Here is a 19,154-nt window from a genome sequence, read left to right as displayed (position 1 = left end):
TTATTTTTACCTTTGATGATGTGAAATTCATTTTTTATTAATTTTTTTTATTTAAAACACCTATATAACAATACTTTTAACTTGAAAAAAATATACCAAAAATATACAAACAATTTACAATTTTTCTTAATAAATTTCACATTTTGCCTTTTAAAATTATAGTAATTAGTGAAATTTTTAAGGCTTTAAATTTTTAAAAATGAAAATTTTGTGAAATTTCATAAGATTTTTTATGAAAAACTTATTATGTGAAATTATATTTCATTAAGAAATTTATCGTAAAAATAGGCTTTTTAGAAAAATATAATTTAAAATTTCACAAGGATTTCACATATGAAAATTTTAGGATTTGACCCAGGAACAAAATATTGCGGTTATTGTTTGCTTGAAAAAAATGGAAGTTCAAATATTCTTTTAGAAGCAGGGCTTATTAAGTTTAAAAGTAAGGAATTAATTGATAATATTTTAGAATTAAATGAAGCGCTTGAAATGATTTTTAAGAAAGTTCCTAGTGCAAGCGTAGCAGTTGAAAATATCTTTTTTGCATACAATCCTCAAAGTGTTTTAAAATTAGCGCAGTTTCGTGGGGCGATGTTGCTTAAAATCTTGCAAACTTATGGAAATTTTAGTGAATACACAGCCCTTCAAGTAAAAAAGACAATCACAGGCAAAGCCAAAGCAGAAAAAGAACAAGTAGCCTTCATGGTAAAAAAACTTTTAAAAATAAATAAAGAAATAAAACCACTTGACATAACCGACGCAATGGCAGTTGCGCTTACTCATAGCTTTTATACTAAAAATATTTAAAATTATTAAGCCAAATTCCTATTTCAAATTCCACGAATTTTTCAAAGAATTTGAATTAGGAATTTGCTTTTAATATTTAGCTTATTTTTCTTTTATTTCATTATCAAAATCAATCAAAATTGCTTGATATTCTTTTGGTAATTCAAAATCTTTAAAACATAAGGCAGTAGAAAATACTCCACAATTTAAAGCACTTTCTCCTATTACGCTAACTTGATTATATTTAAAATCTTGAGTATTTATTATATGATTTGCTCTTTCATAAAGTCCTGAAGTAGTGAGTGCAAGATTGTTTATATTTACTTTTTTAATTGCTTCGCTTGGATTTTTTGGGTTTTTAAGATTTACTAAAATATTTTTATTTGTCTTTAAGTCTCCGCCAAAATTGATTATGAAAGGATATTTTTCACATATTTTAGCACACTCATCAACGGCGTATTCTTTAATCACTCCGCCTAAATCAATTTGAGTTTTTAAATCACTAAATTCAATAAATCTTTTATCTAAAATAAAGGCATTTTTTCCATAAATAGCGTTATTTTCAAGCTTTTTATTAATTAAAGTTATATCAAAAGCATAATCAGTAATTTTGCTTAATTTTAAGGTAATTTCTAATATTTTTTGGCTTTCTTTGTCTAATTTTATGCGATTTTTATTTCTTTGATTTATTTTTGAAATTAAAGAATTTTTATCAAAATAATTATATTTTAGGTGTAGATTTTTGCAAATTTCAAAGCATTTATTAGCTATGCTAGAAGCTAATTCTTCCTTAGCATCTAGCTTAATTACACATTTTGTGCTAAAACAAGCAAATGCGTATTCTTTCATTTTTTAACTTTTATTTTAAAATATGAACTCAGTGCTTCTTCACGAATAATTTTTCCATCTTTACTAAGTTTTAAAATCACACTTAATTCTCCGCTTAAATCATTTTTAGGAATATCAAAAATTTTGCCATTTTTATCTACAAATTCTTCAAATTCATCAGGCAATAAATACGATATATTTATTCCATCTATGTGCTGTGGAAAAATAATATCTGATTTTATTTTTTTCTTACCGCCACTTTCTTTTACTTTTATTACGATATTTTCCATATCAGCAGCTATAAAAGAAAAGATATTTTCTTTTAGGTTTTCAAATTTTTGATTAATATCAATATTTTCGCCTTTTTGTAGTTTATAAATATCTAAAATTCTGCGATTATTAGAAACTATTAAAGTATCATCATCTTTAAAAGCCGCTGCATAGCTTATATTTCCGCCTTTTATACTTCCTGCTAAATATGGCTTATCTTCTATATTAAAAATATGAGTTTGCCCTAATCTATCTCCAAAAGTATAAGCTAGAGTTTTACCATTAGGACTTATTGCATAAGAGCCTGCAAATAGTGCAAAGCCTGTATTAGAGCAATTTGTATCGCCATTATTTATAGCAACTTTGCAAAGCTTAGAATTATAATTATGTGGGCTTGCATAATAAATATATTTAGCATCAGGGCTTACTAAAAAGGGGCTTGTGGTTGCTTTTATAGGGCGACCAAAATATTGCTCTTTAAAATCTGCAATTTTTATGAGATTTGAACTTTTAAAATCGTATTCATATATGCCTTTTTTATCGCCTTTTAATAATACAAATAATCTATTAAGCCTTACATCAGCTTTTACAACATTTGGGATTTTAAAAGACTTTTTTAGCTTTAAATCCTTATCAAAAATATTAAAAGTTTCATTATTATCAAGAGTAATTACACCATCTTGAAATTTTCTAAACAAAAAATATTCACCTTTAGTAAAAGCAAGTTCTTTAATTTTATTATCTTTACTAAACTCAATTTTATGAATTCCTGCGTGGTGTAAATAAGGTCTTGCTTCTTTATTATCTCTTCCTAAATACTTTGGCATAGTATTAACAAATGCAGTTTTATCATCAATAAATTCAGCTTGTTCTACAAATAACTCGCTAGCCCCACTCCATTCATCATCATTTTTGTTTTTCTTTTCTTCTTCATCTTGTTTTGCTTCTGGATATTTTTTACCTAATTCTTTATGGTCTGCATCTTTTATCGCATAAAAATCGTTATAAATAACCTCATCATTATCTAAATCATATAATAAAATAGATGAGTGATAGCTCCCACTTGCTAGGGCTTTATTATTTTTAATATCAATGTCACGCAAATATAAATCGGTTTTTGACTTGCCTTCAAAATAATTTTGATAATGTGTTTTAAAGCTTTCATCAGGATTAATTGATTTTATCAATTTTGCATTTATGCTAGTTTTATTTAAACTATCTTCATAAATATCTATAATTTCTTTAGGGTTTATAACATAACTTGCATTTAAAGAACTTGCTAAAAAATACGCAAGAGTAGAACTTAAAAAAACTTTTTTCATAAACTTCCTTTCATAATAATTTGATAAAAATTATAAGAATTATTATTTAAAGGAAGTTTAATTTTGGTTATTAATTAAAATAATCCAGCAATTTGATTTGCCATTTTATCTTCTAAAGCAGGAATTGCTTCTTCAATTTTTAGATTTAATTTAGTAGCTTCTGCAAACATCATAGTAACTTGTTCAATATAATCACTTTCGTATGTTTGTGCTGTTGAGCTTGATATATTTGAGTTTAATCTTCCTGTTTTATTTCCTCTTACAGGACCTGAAAAGCTATTCATAAAGCCACTTTTTCTTCCATCGCTTACACTTGCTTGACCTTGTGTAGCTCCTTTGCTACTTAAAACTTTGCCTTTTGCTTTTTGTTTAATATTTATATCAACTTGCATTTGATAAATTGTATCTTCTGTAAGTTTTCCTATAATTCCACCAAGTAAAGCTCCGCCTAGACCTGTTCCGATTGTTGCACCTGCAGTTCCGTGATTGTAAGCACCAACACCAGCACCAACACTAGCACCTAAGCCCGCTGCAGCTGCAGCTGTGTTTTCTTGTTTTTTATCGCAATATAAAATATTTGTGCTTAGAATAAATGTAGCTTTGTCAGGATTATCTGTAATCATATATCCTTTTTGCTCAAGTAACATTCTTAATTTGCTTTCTAAATTAATGTTTTGTCCGCTTGTATTTTTAATATTTAAGAATACTATTCTTTTTTCTTTTGCAACTGGGTCAATGAAGATTGATTGAGTCATTGTTGCAGTAGTTTCAAGTGTAGTAGTAACACAACCTGTAAGTAAGCTCATAGCAACTAAAGAACTTAAAGCTAATTTAATGCTTGATTTGTACATAAAAACTCCTTAAACGAAATAGCTTTTATTTTACTATAAAATTTAGTTTTTTTATAATTTTTATTTATTTTTTATGTTTTTTGTTTAAAAAAGTAGAATTTGAAATAGGAATTTGAGTTTTAAAAAGTAAAAAAGGATTTAAGACTAAGCTTAAATCCTAAGAATTATTGTTTTAATTGTAAAAGTGTATTAAGCATTTGATCACTTGTAGTGATTGTTTTAGAGTTTGCTTGATAACCTCTTTGAATTACGATTAAGTTTGTTAGTGATGTACTTAAATCAACGTTACTCATCTCAAGGCTAGATGCTTGGATTTTACCACGACCACCTGTTGTAGCAGCTCCAATTACTGGCTCACCTGAGTTTGAAGTTTGAGTAAATACGTTACCACCTTCAGCTTCCAAACCTTCGTTATTTGTAAATGTTGCCATAGCAATTTGTGCTAGACCAAAGCTTCTACCATTTGTAAAGCTTCCGATGATTGTTCCACTTTCATCAATTCTAATTCCGTTTAAGTCTCCACCACTAAAGCCATCTTGAGAAATACCACTTGTATTACTCTCTCTATCATAGCTAGTAATTCCATCAAAATCATTTGGATTACCGAAATAAAAATCTATGTTTTGATTTGGAGTTGAACCATTGTTTGCTGTAAAGCTAACTGAACTTGGGCTAAATCCTTGTAATGAACCATCACTATTAAATCTAATTGTTCCTGTTAGAACGTTTTTTGGACCTTCGCCACTAATGTTGATTTCGCATGGTTCTGGAACTTGAATTACTATTCCCCACTCTGTTCCACCATCATCTGTGTAGCCTATTTTTGTGAAGTCATATTTAATTGAGTGTTTTGTTCCAAGTGAGTCAAATATATCAATACTTGAACTATGTGCGCTCATATATAATCCTTGAGTTTGGCGAATTCCATCTCCACTTGTAAGTGCTCCTTGCATACCTTGCATAGTTTTCATAAACTTATCGTTTTCATTAACATTATTTGCAGGGTTTGTTAGGTTGCTAATGCTTAAGAACATATTGAAGTCATCTTCGTTTGTGTTTGTGTTAGCTGGAGTTGTTAAATTTGGATTAGCAGCTATAAAAGCAGCTTGTTGTGCCGCTGTTAGTTGATCCCATTGTTGAACAGGAGGTTGAGGCATACCATTTCCATTACCTGCTTGATATAATAATCTAGCTCTATTATTAATAGCTTCTGTTGTCATATCAAATTGATCACCATCATCACCATTGAATGCATCGCCTTTTGGATTTTTTATAACGAATTGTCCTTTAGCATCTACTATTATTTCTACACCATCGTTTTTTGTTCCACCTTGCTGTCCGTTTTGTGGAATTAACCAATTGGCATCTGTTACTTGTCTTCCATCGTAGTTTACATAAAGCCTTGCATCTTTTTGCATAGCTTCTCTTAAATCTTCTGTTGTATTAAATGTCCTTGCTGTATTTGCATTTAATGCATGTGTTGTATTTGTTGGATTTGGATCATAAGTATATTGATAAGCTGTAATTACTTTTATACTTTGGTTATTTCCATCACCTTTATCGCTATATCCATTTCCTGTAGTTAATAATCCTGTATTGTCTGGTTGCCCCCCATTCCCTGCTCTTAAAATAATATTTTTCATAGCAGCTGTTGTGCCTTGCTTATTATCATTGATTAAAACCAATCTATTACCATTTACTATATCAGCTCTTACACCTGTTTTACCACTTACTCCATTAATCGCAGCCGCCATATCTCCTATATTTGCTACACTAGCACTAATTTGAGTTCCGTTTATTTCTATATTTAGAGTAGCTGCTGTATTAAATGATCCATTATTATCAATGGTTGGAGCTCCTGCTACACCTGCATTTCCTAATGTTAATTGCTGAGTTCTAGCTTCTGCATAGCTAACCCAAATTCCTTGACCTTTTCTAAGTCCAAGGCTTTCACCACTAGCATTAAATAATACTCCCATATCAACGCCACGCTCATTTAAGCGTAATTGTCCGTCTTTTGTAGTAATAAATCTATTTTGTGAAACATCGTTTTCTTTATGAACGCCCGCATCAACCTTAATGCCATCGCCATTTATATTAGTCCATTCGTGATTGCTATCTAATTGATAGATAGGAGTTTTTTTATCACCTATGCTATTACCTGAGTTTAGGTTTGCTTTTAAACTTACTAAAGTTGTAGGGTTTGCAGGAGTTGTAAGACCTGGTTTAATTACAATATTTCTAATAGGAGATGTAGTATCAACTTCGCCTGTTACTTCATCTCTTAACCAACCTTGTGCTATATATCCGTTATTATCAACGAAATTACCATAAGCGTCACGAACGAAGTCCCCGTTTCTTGTATATTTATAAGTTTTACCACCATCTGGGCTTACTACGAAAAATCCATCTCCTTGGATAGCTAAGTCTGTGTTTTTCTTAGTTGTTTGGATACTTCCTTGAGCAAAAATCTTAGTAATTGAGTTAATTTGAGTTCCAAGTCCAACTTGCATAGGGTTTTTACCACCAAGCTCTCCTTGTGGAGCTGTTGCAACTTTGCTTGTTTGATTCATTAAATCGCTGAAATTTGCACGAGAGTGCTTAAAGCCTGTTGTATTAACGTTTGCTATGTTATTACCTTCTACGTCCATTGCTATTTGGTGTGCCTGAAGACCTGATACTCCAGACCAAAGTGATCTCATCATTTTTCTATCCTTTATAATAAAATATCTAAGCAGGTTTTAGCAAAAGGTGTTCCAATTTTAAAAATACAAAATAAAATATTTTTTTTAGCAGAGTAAAAACTCTGCTTTTATAGTGGTTTTTTTATTATTTTAGGCTCTTTGAAAACTCTAATTTCCTGTTTCAAATTCCCTTGAAATTTTTCTAAATCTACTTTGCAAGTATGAGCTGTGTTGCTATTTGATACGCTTGAGCTTGGATTTGCACTAGTTAATACATTTACATTGCCATTTATACACATATTATCACACTTATCCCACCAAGCCCCTTGAAAAATCAAAATACTTTTAGGATTAATATCATCAATTACTCTTGTACCCGCGAGTAATTCTCCTCTATCATTAAAAACCCTTACTATATCGCCTGTTTTAATGCCTTTTTGCTTAGCTAAATTAGTATGTAAATAAACAGGTTCAAGATTATTCTCGCTATCTCTTATATCGCTATTGTGTAGCTGAGAATGAAGTCTATAAGGACTATGTGCTGAGGTTAAAAACAATGGATATTTACTAGCTAATTCATCTTTTATCTCGTATTTTGCGATTTTGCCTTTTATAGTAAGATTAATTTTAGAAATATTTTTAAATCTTGTATAAGGCTCAAGTTCGCTTAAGCCTTGCACCTTCTCATATCCACGCTCTAAAAACTCATGAAATGTACTTAAATAAATCCCTTTTGCTTCGTATCTTTTAACAATGTCTAAATAAGCCATTTTAACTAACTCTAATTCATCTAAATCTTTGCAAAACTCATAAGATTTATTAAATCTTTTTGCAATTTCTTTACAAATTGTAAAATCACTCAAAGCATTATAAAAAGGCTCTTTTATAGGCTTTAGGGCAAACAAAATCTCTTTATTTGTGCTTTGTTCTATATCATATCGCTCACCTTCAATTGCAACAGGCAAAACAATATCGCTAAACTTAGCTAAAGACGTCCAAAACGGCTCAAGAGTAATGATACAATCAAGCTTATTTAAAGCCTTTAAACTCTCGTTTGAATCTGGTTGATGAGTAAAATACGCCCCACAAGCATTTATCATAAGCTTTATATCAGGATATTTTATAAGCTCATCTTTATAAGTTGTAGTAGAGTTTGGCTTTAATAAACACTCATTTAGCCTTGAGCTTGGAATATAATGATTTTGTCCTTTTATCTCGCCTAAAAGAGAATTAATATTCTTTAAACTTTCGGTATTTTTTGCACTCTCGCCCTTACAACCACTGCTTAAATTAAACTCAATTCCTAAGCCATCTTTACTAATATGCCCACACATACAAGCTAAGCAAATTATTGCTAGATAGTTAAATTCGCCGTTTAATTGCCTTTGAATTGACCTACCTAATAAAATATTGCTAGGATTATTTTTAAGCTTTAAAGCTAGATTTTTAAGTTCAACTTCGCTAATGCCACAAATATCACTAGCCCAAGCTAAGTCTTTATTAATCCCATCAATTTTGCCTAAAAAATAGTCCTTAAACTCATCAAATCCTGTTGTGTGATTTGCGATAAATTCTTTATCATAAAGATTATTTACATAAAGATAATTACACATTGCTATAGCCATTGCCATATCGGAATTTGAATTCGGAATTAGAGTTTTAGCATTCATAGCCTTTGCACTCTCATTTACCCTAACATCTATGAAAATCACTTCCTTGCTTTTAGCGATTTCTTTTAGATATTTTTCGTGTTCGTGCATAGGAATATCATGAGCGATTTTACTAGTTACAAAGGGATTTGCACCCCAAAATACCACTACTTCAGCATTTTTTATAATCTCTTTAAAATCAGTTGGTTTTTCATACACAACAGATGTGTCAAAAACATAAGGCATAGCTGCGATTGCTGAGCCTGTAGAATAATCACCTAATTCAAACACCCCACCACCAAGAGTATTTATAAGTCTATGAATTAGCATTCTACCCCAGCCAATCTTACCTACTCCACCCCACTCATAACTTTCTGCGTAAATACTGCTTGAGCCATATTTTTCATAATAATGCTTTAGATTTTTTGCTATTAAATCAAAGGCTTCATCCCAACTAATTTCTATATATTCATCATCAAAGCGGTTTTTATCACCATTTAAAAAGCCTTTTCTAACGCAAGGATTTTTTATCCTTGAGCTATGATTTATACGGCTTTTATAATTTTGTATAAGTTCGGTTGGTGCTTCATCATATTCAAAAGGCGTGATTTTATCATTTTCATAATAAAACGCCCCTACCCTACTAGCGATTAATTTTTTCATAAAATCTCCTTTATTTTTAGCTAAAATAACATATTTTCAAATCAAAATCATTAATTTTTATTAAAAATAGCTAATTTTTATCAAAAAAATTAAAATTTTTTAAAAAATCCTTGACAAATAAAATTTTCTTGGCTATTATTACGCTTTTACTTAACAATAACTACTTATTCCGGATTAGCTCAGCGGTAGAGTAGGCGGCTGTTAACCGCTTGGTCGTAGGTTCGAATCCTACATCCGGAGCCACTTTTTTTATTCCCATTTTTTAGGTTTTGTTTTTTTCTAATTCCTATTTCAAATTCTTTTAATTTATATTTTCAATGAAATTAATATTATCATTATTAATAGCTATCAAATCTATACAAAAATCAAAATTATTATAATCTTGAAAATGCTCTTTAAAAACATATATTGTTTTTATGATTTTTTCTAGTTTTCTTGCTGTTAAATAATATTCACTTTCGTAGTTTTTACTAGATTTTACTTCTATAAAATGTAAAATGTTCTTTTTGGTTGCAATTATATCAATTTCGCCAAATTTACATTTGTAATTTGTTGTGATTATTTTAAAGCCATTTTTCGTTAAATAATTTTGAGCTTTGTTTTCGCTTTCTTTACCAAAAATATATGATTTTAGACCCTTAATACTTTTAGATAATGAGTTTTTTTGCACCATTTATTAAATCTTCGTTAGGATAAATTCCACAAAAATATTTAAAAGCAAGTGCTGCTTGATAAACAAGCATATCAAGACCATCTTGTGTTTTGATGTTTTTATTATGAGTTTTACAAAAATTTAAAAATATATCGTGATTATAAGCTAAATCATAAGCTATTTTTGCATTTTTTGCTAAGGTTTTTAAAACATCTTCATTAAGTGGCAAAAGATTATTTAAACTTGCGCTCGTTGTATTAACCAAAATATCAAATTCAAATTCTTTTAAATTAGTATCAACTTCGCATAAAAAATCTTCTTTTTTACTTCTATTAATTACTTTAATATTTATGTTATTTTCTTTTAAAGCATAATAAACAGCTCTAGCAGCCCCACCTGCACCTATTATTAGAGCATTTTTTATATTTTCGTTTTTTATAGGCTCATAAAAGCCAAAAATATCAGTATTATAAGCCTTTAAAAAGCCATTATCATTGATAATTGTATTTGCAGCTTTTATTGCTTTTACTTCTTGGCTTTGTTCATTTACGGTATTAATTACATCTTCTTTATAAGGCAATGTAATATTAACGCCTTTATAATTTAATATATTTTCTTTTAAATCTTTTGTATTTGTTACTAAAATCTTTTCGTAATTTGCTTTTATATTTAATTTTTCATACCAAAAATTATGAATTATTGGAGATTTAGAGTGAGCGATAGGATTTCCTATCACTCCAAAGTTATTATTTTGCATGATAATAGAATGCGTCTTTTTTCACATTATCTCTTATGTATTTTAAAGCATTTGCTTTATCGCTGTTTGAATATGGGCCAACGATAACTCTACTCATTCCTTTATTATCTGTTACAACTTTATATTGTAAGCCTAAAGTATCAAGCTTTTTAATCTCGTGAGATTTTAAGTCAATGTTTTTACCAGCATAAACTTGAATAAAGCTTCCTTGATTGCTTGTGCTTGGAGCTTTAGTTTCTTGTTTTACTAAATTAGTTGGCTTTGATATATTCAAGGTATCAAAAACTGAGCTTTCTTGCTTAGGCTTAGTTTCTTTTTTAACTTCTTGTTTTACTTGAATTACTTCTTTTGGACTTTCTTGAGCTTTTGTTGTTTCTTGGGTAGCTTGTTTAACTTCTTCTTTTATAGGAGTTACTTTTGCTAATTCTTTTACAACATTTTGAACTTCTTGAGATTTTTTAGGTTCTGCTTCAACTATGTTATTTTCTTTTTTAAGTCTTTCTTCTAATGAAGAAAAATCATCGCTAAAGCCATCGTTTTCGCTTTTTAAATTCTCAAATACTTCATTATCTTGACTTTTTTGTTCAAATTTTGCACTAGGCTCTATCGGAGGTAAAGCAGGTTTTGAATTATCACTACTTCCTACAATTTTAAAAATTATTAGTACTATTAAAAATACAATAATTACCATAATGATTTTAAATAAAACTTGCTTTTGTTTATTTTTCTTATTGTTGTTTTCTAATACCAAATCTTCAAATTTATTGTGTTCTTGCATTTTTCATCCTTTACATATGTTTTGACCAAGACGCTCCACGCTCTTTTTGGTAAATTTCATAAGGTAGTGCTAATATATTATATTCTTTTGGCATATCAAGAGTAGGGAATACTCTCCATTCAACAGGCATTTTTTGAGCTAACATTGCGCTTAATTTATTAGCTAACCCACAACCTTCAGTAAAAGCTGTATGACCTTTATGAATATAAAGATGTAAATGTCCTGGAGTTTTGCTTTTATAAGCTGTAAAATTAATAAAACCTTCTTCTCTTAATAATAATTGTGCTCTGTGCCAAAACTTTTCAGTATTAAAACCATTGTAATCAAATACAATATTTTCTACTTTATCTTGAGCATTTACTAGATTATGTGCGATTATGATTTTACCTTCTGCATGCTCTCTCATAAGGCTTGGTGATAAAAATTCATTAATTCTTTCGTATTTATTATAAAAAGTTCTACCTTTATGCTCTATTTTGCTTACTATATTATCTCTTTTAATGAAATAATGTGAATTAATCATTTTAATAAGAGCTATATCATTACTTGTTAGCATTTTAAATCCTTATATAATGGAAATTGTTTAGATATTTCTAAAGTTTTTAATTTAGAAGCTTTAATAATTTCTTCGTTATTAATATTATTTAAAACTTCTTTAATAATTTGTGCTATTTGCACCATTTGCTCTTCTTTCATTCCACGAGCACTAAGCGCAGCTGTTCCTAATCTTAAACCGCTTGTAATAAATGGCGAACGTTTTTCGTTTGGAACTGAGTTTTTATTAGCAGTTATTCCTGCATTTTCTAATGCGATTTGAGCATCTTTTCCACTAAAATCACATTCGCTAAAATCCATTAATAATAAATGATTATCAGTCCCACCACTAACAAGCTTAAAACCTGCTTTTATCAGTTCATCTGCTAAAACTTTGCAGTTTTTAATAACTTGATTTGCATAGCTTTTCCAACTCTCATCAAGATTGTATTTAAAACCTACAGCTTTTGCTGCTATTATATGCATTAATGGGCCACCTTGAAGATTAGGGAAAATTGCTGAATTAATTTTCTTAGCTAATTCTTCATCATTTGTCATAATAATTCCGCCTCTTGGACCTCTTAAAGTCTTATGAGTTGTTGAAGTTACAATGTGTGCATGTGGAAATGGGCTTGGATGAAGACCTGCTACAACAAGTCCAGCAATATGTGCAATATCTGCTAATAAATATGCTCCAACTTTATCTGCAATTTTGCGAAATCTTTCAAAATCAATAATTCTTGCATAAGCACTTGCTCCGCAAACTATTAATTTTGGCTTTGTTTCTAATGCAATACGCTCAATTTCATCATAATTTAAATAGCCATTAACATCTACTCCATAGCTATAACTAGTATATACTTTACCGCTAGCATTTACTTTAGAACCATGTGTTAAATGTCCGCCAGCGCTTAAGTCCATTCCTAAAATAACATCACCAGGATTAATAAGTGCAGCATAAGCTCCTTGGTTTGCTTGTGAGCCTGAGTGTGGTTGAACATTTGCGTAATTACAATTAAATAATTTTTTGCAACGCTCAATTGCTAAAACTTCAGCTTTATCAACTATCTCACAACCACCATAATATCTTTTAGCAGGATAGCCTTCTGCGTATTTGTTTGTAAGAATACTTCCACTAACTTGCATAACTTCAGGAAAAGTAAAATTCTCACTAGCAATCATTTCAAGATTTTCATCTTGTCTTTTAAATTCTTCTTTTATTATGTCATTTATTTCTGTATCAAATATCATTTTAACCCCTTTTAAATTTATTAATCCTTTTTAGGACGCATTGCAGGGAATAATATTACATCTTTAATTGATTTTTTGTTTGTTAACATCATTACAAGTCTATCAATTCCTATTCCTTCTCCCGCAGTTGGAGCCATACCAAAACCTAGTGCATTTACAAAATCTTCATCCATTTCACAAGCTTCATCATTACCTGCTTTTTTAGCTTCAACTTGTGCTAAAAATCTTTCGTATTGATCTAATGGATCGTTTAATTCATTAAATCCATTAGCTAATTCTTTACCTGCTATAAATAATTCAAATCTTTCAGCTATATCAGGATTTTCATCACTTCTTCTGCTTAATGGACTAATTGATACAGGAAAATCTGTAATAAATGTAGGATTGATTAGCTTGTCTTCAACATAATTATCAAATAATTCAGCTTGTAAATGTCCTAAATCTAGTTTTTCATTAGCTTCAAAACCATCAGCCTTTAGTTTTTTTAGTATTTCTTCTTTATTTTCAACTATGTTTGCATCAATTCCACCTATTTTTACCAAGGCTTCTTTATAAGGAATTTTTGCAAATGGAGTGCTAAAATCAATTTGTTTATCATCATAAGTAATGATGTTTGAAGAATACCCTAAATGTTCTATTAGCTTGCTTAATAAATCTTCTGTTAAAGCCATTAAATCTTTATAATTATGATAAGCCCAGTAAAACTCAATAGTGCTAAATTCAGGATTGTGAGTAAGATCCATTCCTTCATTTCTAAAACAACGATTTAGTTCAAACACTGCTTCAAATCCACCAACAATTAAGCGCTTTAAGTGAAGCTCAGGTGCAATTCTTAAGAATCTATCAACACCTAAAGTGTTATGATGAGTTATAAATGGTCTTGCGTTTGCTCCGCCTGCAATTTCGTGCATCATAGGAGTTTCAACTTCTAAAAATCCTAAATTTTCAAAATATCTTCTAACAAAAGAAACAATCTTACTTCTATTTATAAAATCTTGTCTTACTTCTGCATTCATTATCATATCAAGATATCTTTGGCGGTAGCGACTTTCCATATCTACTAAGCCATGGAATTTTTCAGGTAAAATACAAATGCTTTTTGTTACTAAATCTAATTTGCTAACATGAATACTAAATTCGCCTTTTTTGGTTACAAACGCATAACCACTAACTTTAATAATATCTCCAACTTCAATTAATTTTTTGATATTATCAAACCAAACTTCATCTATTGTGCTTTTATTAAAATAGATTTGAATGCTATCACTAAAGTCTTCAATATTAGCAAAAACGGCTTTCCCACCATCACGCATAAATTTAATTCTACCTACTAAATCACAAACTTCTTCTGATTTCTTTTCTTCGAGCTCGTTTATGAAATTATATTTATCTTTAAATTCCTTAATACTCATCGGCTTTGTTACAAAATGAGAATAAGGATTAACTCCTAAAGACCTTAACTCTTCGGCTTTCTTAATTTTTTGTTGTTCTAGTGGGTTTTCAAACATATTTTACCTTTCTATATAATTTATTTTTTTTGACAATCTTTGCAAGTTCCGTATAATTGCATTAAATGGCTTGATAATTTAAATCCATGTTCTTTTGCAATTTTTAATTGTCTTTGTTCTATTGTATCATCTTGGAATTCAATAATTTTTCCACAAGTTTTGCAAATCATGTGATCATGGTGTGGTTTGTTTGCTAATTCAAATTTTTTACCTGCAGAACCAAAAGAAATTGAAGTAACCATTCCTGATTCTTCTAATAAATTTAGTGTTCTATAAATTGTAGCAATCCCTATATTTTGGTTTGGATCCATTGCTTTTAAAGCTTCATATAATTCATCAGGAGTGCTGTGTTCTTCATTGTTGTAAAGTAATTTAAGCAAGCACTCTCTTTGCTTTGTATATTTTAATCCACTTGTTTTTAAGATTTTTTTAAACTCTTCTAACAGAGCATCATATTCCATATTATTTTCCATTTTTATCTCCTTTTAAAATTATTCTTCTTTTTTTAATTCTTTTTCTACTGCTTCTTTTTTAGTATTTATTGTGTTTTGAACTGCTTTAGTATTTGCAATAATTGAACCTGTTTCTATTAATACAGGAAATACCATACTATTTGCAAAAAATTGTCCTATTTTATTGTTTAAAATAGGAACTTCATTTATACAGCTTGCTATTATAGAAAAAATCACAAATATTTTTCCAGCTCCAAATACAAAACCCATAATTCTATCAATAATACCAAGACCGCTTAAAGAAGCTAATTTTGATATTATTCTTCCTAAAATTATAAATATTCCCCAAACCACAACTAACGCTAACACAAAACCAAATAGGTTTAATAACATTTCGTTATCGGTGTTGTAAACATATTGTTTAATTAAATTACCAACTTTTTCTGAATAGCTCGTGCTAACATAAACACCTACTAAAATACCTGCTAATCCAAAACCTTCTTTAATAAGACCTGAGATTATTCCACCTAGGCCTAATATTAAAGTAACGCCGATTATTATACAATCAAGTAATAAGCCGCTATTCATATCAAATTCACTAATTCGTTGTATTGTGTGCTATATCTTAAAGCTAATTCTCTTGTAATTAAACCTGCACGAACAGCTTCTACAAGGCTTTGAGTTTGAGTTTTCATTCCCGTTCCTTGTTGGTTTAACTGCATTTGAGAATAAATTTGATGGTTTTTATTTTCACGAATTAAGTTAGCAATAGCCATATTGTTAATAAGAATTTCGTGAATTGCTAAACGACCACCACCTTTTTTAGGTATCAAGCTTTGTGCAATAACAGCTTGTAATGAAAACGATAGCATATTTCTTATTTGATCTTGCTCTCCACCACTAAAGCTATCTACAATACGGTTAATTGTTTGCATAGCTGAGTTTGTATGCAGTGTTCCAAATACTAAGTGTCCTGTTTCAGCTGCTGTGATTGCTGCTGCTATTGTTTCTCTATTTCTCATCTCACCGATTAAGATAATATCAGGGTCTTGTCTTAACGCGTATTTTAAAGCAGTTTGAAAGCTCTTTGTATCTATATCTACGTTTCTGTATGAAAATACTGAGTTTTTGTTTTTATGCATAAATTCAACAGGATGTTCTATTGTTAGAATATGCTTACTTTCAGTTTCATTGATTTCGTTTAGCATTGCTGCTAGAGTTGTTGATTTACCAGAACCTGTTGGACCTGTTACTAGGATAAGCCCTTTTTCTTTTTTGATTAATTCTTTAAAAATTGAAGGAGCTTTTAAATCATCTAAACTAGGAATGTTTTCAGGAATTAAACGAAATGCAGCTGCAAGTTTTCCTTCTTCAACATAATAATAGTTTGCTCTAAAACGACCAACGCCTTCTACTGAGTATGCGAAGTCTAATTCACGCTCTTCTTCTAAAGTTGCTTTTTGAGCGTCTGATAAAATACTATAACAAGATGCTTTAATGATATCTGAGTTTAAAACATCAAACTCCAAATCATTTAAAACACCATGAATTCTAAGTAGCGGTTTTCTACCTGGAATAAAGTGTAAGTCACTCGCATCATTATCTTTCATAAATGCTAGAATACCATTCATTTGAATGGCTTTTACTTGCTCTTCTTGTTGATGAATATTATCCATAATCTTTCCTTATTCTATAATTTTAGGAACTGAAAAAAAGTGTTCGCTTCTTGAAGGAGCATTTTCTAAAATGCTTTCAATTACTTCTGATTTTTCAGGTATATCTTCTCTTAATGGGGTATAATTTAAATTATTAATTTCTAAATTATTAGTATCAATTTCATTTAAATTATCTACAAATTTTAAAATATCATCAAATTCAGCAAGCAAAGTTTGTCTTTCTTCGTTACTTAATTTAAGTGATGATAATTTTTCTAGTCTTTCTAATAACTTTTCATCTATTAACATAATCTCACCTTGTTAATCTAAAATTAAATCCGATTATATAATAAAAATTTAATATAGCACTAAATTTATCAAGATTTACAAAAAATTGTTACAATTTCAGCTTTAATTTTATCAAAATTTAAGGAATTTAAATTGAAAGAAAATACATATAGTGTTGAAGAATTTGGAATCAAAATTGAGCGTTTTTTGAGAAAAAATAAATTTATAATCATATTTATAATAATTGCAATCATTGCTTATTTTGCATTTAATTCTATTAACGATAGCATAAAGATTAAAAATACAAAAGAAGCAAATAGTTTATATAATGAGTTATTAATTACTAAAGATAATGATAAATTAAATCAATTAAAATCTTTAAATCCTAATTTATATTTAGCATTATTAATGGATGAAAAGTATATTGAAGAATTAGCTACATTTAAGCCAAGTAATGAAGATAAACTACTTTTAGAGATTTATAAAGCTAAGGAATTTGAATCAGGAATTTTCTTAAAAGATTTAAAAACAATTCAAGAAGCATACGAACTATTACAAGCAAATAAAATAGAAGAGGCTAGGGTAAAACTAGATTTAATCAATGCTAATTCAGTATTTTATAAAGTAGCAAATAGCTTAAAACATTATCAAGGCAACAAATGAAAAAATATTCATTATTAGCTTTATCATTATTATTTTTAGCATGTTCAGGTTCAAAACAATATTATGAGCCACAAAATACAGAAAAATTAAGTTCAATAAATATAAAAACTGAAAATATATTAAAAAATTATAAAGATTATGAAATCATAAATCAAAAAGATAATTTAACCTTTATATCTAATAACTTAGGTTTTTTAAAAATATTAAAAGATAAAGAAGTAGTATTTGATAAAAAATTTGAAGCAAAAATCGTAAGCATAGAAACCGAAGGCAATAAAGCTGTAATGGTTGATGCTTTAAATAATGTTATTTTATTTGATTTATTAGAGCAAAATTATTTATTTAGCGATAATTATGGACAAGCAAATGGGGTTATTAAAAAATTAGCAAATCCTATTTTTAGTGGAAATGTTATTATCGCTCCTACTTTAGATGGTAATTTAGTAATATTAAGTAATGTAAATAATACTTTCATTAGAGCTATAAATGTTGGAACTCAAGAATTTTTTAATAATATAATTTTCTTAGACGCAAGTGATGATAAATTAATTGCAGCAAGTTCAAGCAAACTATTTACTATACTAGATAATAAAACATATACAAAATTAATAAATATCAAAAAAGCACTTCTTAAAGATGAATTAATATATGTTTTAGCAAGCGATGGAAGTATTTATAAATTTGATTATTTATTAAACGAAATTTCAAAAACCAAATTTAAATATGCAAATTATAGCGAAATTCACGCAAATAATGGCTATTTATATGCTTTAGAGCATAATGGCTATTTAATTAAGCTTGATGAAAATTTAAATGAAATTGCTGTATTTAATCTAAAATCTAAGATTAAAAAGAATGCATATTTTAAAGATGATATTTTGTTTTACAACGATAAAAGTTACAAACTAAAATGACTTTAATAGATATAGGTAATACAACAGCTTGCGTTTATAAAAACGAACATTTAAAGCGAATAGAGTTAAAAGATTTTTCACCTAGTAGTTTTAAAGAAAAAGTTTTTTATATAAGCGTAAATGCAAATTTTTCGGTATTACCTAGTAATTTTATAAATCTTGAACCCTTTTTTAGCCTAGATACTTCTTATATAGGCTTAGGAGTTGATAGGATTGCATCTTGTTATTATATTGATACGGGTGTTATTGTAGATGCAGGAAGTGCAATAACTATTGATTTAATGAAAAATAAAAAACATTTAGGTGGTTTTATATTACCTGGAATTGAATCTTATCTTAATGCTTATAAAAATATATCTTGTAGATTAAATTATGATTTAAATACCACATTAGACCTAGGTTCGTTACCAAATTCTACAAAAGATGCTATTAGTTATGGAATAATTTCTAGTATAGTAACTTGCATTAAAGAATTTGCCAAAGATGAAACAATATACCTAACAGGTGGAGATTCTAGCTTTTTAAATCAATTTTTTAAAAACGCAATCAATGAGAAAAACCTAGTTTTTCAAGGAATGCAAAAATTAATTAAAGACTTGAATTTATAAATAAATAAAATTATCATTTTTTTAAAAAATACAAAAGGATG

19 protein-coding genes and 1 tRNA gene are annotated in these 19,154 nt (G+C 28.9%); 5 read left to right on the top strand and 15 right to left on the bottom strand.

Translation table 11 applies throughout. From position 1 onward, the window contains the following. Positions 1-333 precede the first annotated feature (333 nt). Positions 334-807 (top strand): crossover junction endodeoxyribonuclease RuvC, encoded by a 474-nt coding sequence (gene ruvC / locus AVANS_RS09530; RefSeq protein WP_239817636.1) that lies wholly within the window; start codon positions 334-336, stop codon positions 805-807. A gap of 81 nt (positions 808-888) precedes the next feature. On the opposite strand, the gene AVANS_RS09525 is transcribed toward ruvC, so the two are convergent. From AVANS_RS09525 to AVANS_RS09505, 5 genes are all read right to left on the bottom strand, one after another. Next, entirely contained in the window at positions 889-1,635 is a 747-nt protein-coding gene (locus tag AVANS_RS09525) for an FAD:protein FMN transferase (protein WP_239817635.1), read from the bottom strand. Beyond that, positions 1,632-3,206, bottom strand: a complete 1,575-nt coding sequence (locus tag AVANS_RS09520; protein ID WP_239817634.1) for a hypothetical protein — start codon at positions 3,204-3,206, stop codon at positions 1,632-1,634. The genes AVANS_RS09525 and AVANS_RS09520 overlap by 4 nt, the downstream gene beginning before the upstream one ends. Before the next feature lie 74 nt (positions 3,207-3,280). Beyond that, positions 3,281-4,057, bottom strand: a complete 777-nt coding sequence (locus AVANS_RS09515) for a complement resistance protein TraT (RefSeq protein WP_239817633.1) — start codon at positions 4,055-4,057, stop codon at positions 3,281-3,283. Between the two features lie 164 nt (positions 4,058-4,221). Next, positions 4,222-6,762 carry a flagellar hook protein FlgE gene (gene flgE / locus AVANS_RS09510; protein WP_239817632.1) on the bottom strand — a complete coding sequence of 847 codons (2,541 nt, stop codon included), beginning with the start codon at positions 6,760-6,762 and terminating at the stop codon, positions 4,222-4,224. A gap of 107 nt (positions 6,763-6,869) precedes the next feature. Next, positions 6,870-9,053, bottom strand: a complete 2,184-nt coding sequence (locus AVANS_RS09505; RefSeq protein WP_239817631.1) for a molybdopterin-dependent oxidoreductase — start codon at positions 9,051-9,053, stop codon at positions 6,870-6,872. Positions 9,054-9,221: 168 nt separating this feature from the next. Between AVANS_RS09505 and AVANS_RS09500 the strand changes: the two genes are divergently transcribed. Beyond that, positions 9,222-9,296: transfer RNA gene (locus AVANS_RS09500), tRNA-Asn, on the top strand. 58 nt (positions 9,297-9,354) lie between these two features. On the opposite strand, the gene AVANS_RS09495 is transcribed toward AVANS_RS09500, so the two are convergent. From AVANS_RS09495 to gatC, 10 genes are read right to left on the bottom strand one after another with little or no spacing between them, the layout of a single operon-like run. Continuing rightward, complete coding sequence (locus AVANS_RS09495) at positions 9,355-9,726, bottom strand: YraN family protein (RefSeq protein WP_239817630.1); 372 nt, start codon at positions 9,724-9,726, stop codon at positions 9,355-9,357. Beyond that, the gene (aroE, locus tag AVANS_RS09490) at positions 9,701-10,462 is read right to left on the bottom strand and encodes a shikimate dehydrogenase (protein ID WP_239817629.1); all 762 of its coding nucleotides are present in this window, start codon (positions 10,460-10,462) and stop codon (positions 9,701-9,703) included. The genes AVANS_RS09495 and aroE overlap by 26 nt, the downstream gene beginning before the upstream one ends. Continuing rightward, positions 10,452-11,240: an SPOR domain-containing protein gene (locus tag AVANS_RS09485; protein ID WP_239817628.1), complete on the bottom strand. Its 789-nt coding sequence runs from the start codon at positions 11,238-11,240 to the stop codon at positions 10,452-10,454. The genes aroE and AVANS_RS09485 overlap by 11 nt, the downstream gene beginning before the upstream one ends. A gap of 10 nt (positions 11,241-11,250) precedes the next feature. Then, entirely contained in the window at positions 11,251-11,796 is a 546-nt protein-coding gene (locus tag AVANS_RS09480; RefSeq protein WP_239817627.1) for a DUF1882 domain-containing protein, read from the bottom strand. Next, the gene (glyA, locus tag AVANS_RS09475; RefSeq protein WP_239817626.1) at positions 11,790-13,025 is read right to left on the bottom strand and encodes a serine hydroxymethyltransferase; all 1,236 of its coding nucleotides are present in this window, start codon (positions 13,023-13,025) and stop codon (positions 11,790-11,792) included. The genes AVANS_RS09480 and glyA overlap by 7 nt, the downstream gene beginning before the upstream one ends. A 20-nt stretch (positions 13,026-13,045) precedes the next feature. Next, positions 13,046-14,533, bottom strand: a complete 1,488-nt coding sequence (lysS, locus tag AVANS_RS09470) for a lysine--tRNA ligase (RefSeq protein WP_239817625.1) — start codon at positions 14,531-14,533, stop codon at positions 13,046-13,048. A 20-nt stretch (positions 14,534-14,553) separates the two neighbouring features. Then, positions 14,554-15,006, bottom strand: a complete 453-nt coding sequence (locus AVANS_RS09465) for a Fur family transcriptional regulator (RefSeq protein WP_239817624.1) — start codon at positions 15,004-15,006, stop codon at positions 14,554-14,556. Positions 15,007-15,024: 18 nt separating this feature from the next. Beyond that, entirely contained in the window at positions 15,025-15,573 is a 549-nt protein-coding gene (locus AVANS_RS09460; protein ID WP_239817623.1) for a CvpA family protein, read from the bottom strand. Beyond that, complete coding sequence (locus AVANS_RS09455) at positions 15,570-16,616, bottom strand: PilT/PilU family type 4a pilus ATPase (protein WP_275583467.1); 1,047 nt, start codon at positions 16,614-16,616, stop codon at positions 15,570-15,572. Before AVANS_RS09455 ends, AVANS_RS09460 begins: the two co-directional genes overlap by 4 nt. 54 nt (positions 16,617-16,670) lie before the next feature. After that, positions 16,671-16,949 (bottom strand): Asp-tRNA(Asn)/Glu-tRNA(Gln) amidotransferase subunit GatC, encoded by a 279-nt coding sequence (gene gatC / locus AVANS_RS09450; RefSeq protein ID WP_239817622.1) that lies wholly within the window; start codon positions 16,947-16,949, stop codon positions 16,671-16,673. Between the two features lie 132 nt (positions 16,950-17,081). Here gatC and AVANS_RS09445 point away from each other — a divergent pair, with 132 nt between their 5' ends. Genes AVANS_RS09445 through AVANS_RS09435 form a run of 3 tightly spaced genes read left to right on the top strand, consistent with a single transcriptional unit; the run spans position 17,082 to position 19,113 of the window. Then, positions 17,082-17,591 (top strand): hypothetical protein, encoded by a 510-nt coding sequence (locus AVANS_RS09445; RefSeq protein ID WP_239817621.1) that lies wholly within the window; start codon positions 17,082-17,084, stop codon positions 17,589-17,591. Then, positions 17,588-18,505 carry a hypothetical protein gene (locus tag AVANS_RS09440; RefSeq protein WP_239817620.1) on the top strand — a complete coding sequence of 306 codons (918 nt, stop codon included), beginning with the start codon at positions 17,588-17,590 and terminating at the stop codon, positions 18,503-18,505. Before AVANS_RS09445 ends, AVANS_RS09440 begins: the two co-directional genes overlap by 4 nt. After that, positions 18,502-19,113, top strand: coding sequence for a type III pantothenate kinase (locus tag AVANS_RS09435; protein WP_239817619.1), 612 nt, complete (start codon positions 18,502-18,504; stop codon positions 19,111-19,113). The genes AVANS_RS09440 and AVANS_RS09435 overlap by 4 nt, the downstream gene beginning before the upstream one ends. The last annotated feature ends 41 nt before the right edge of the window (positions 19,114-19,154 follow it).

This window comes from Campylobacter sp. RM5004 (assembly GCF_022369455.1).
In the GTDB taxonomy this organism is placed as follows: domain Bacteria; phylum Campylobacterota; class Campylobacteria; order Campylobacterales; family Campylobacteraceae; genus Campylobacter_E.
Note: the sequence above shows the minus strand (reverse complement) of the source record. Positions and strands in the feature narration are given on the sequence as shown.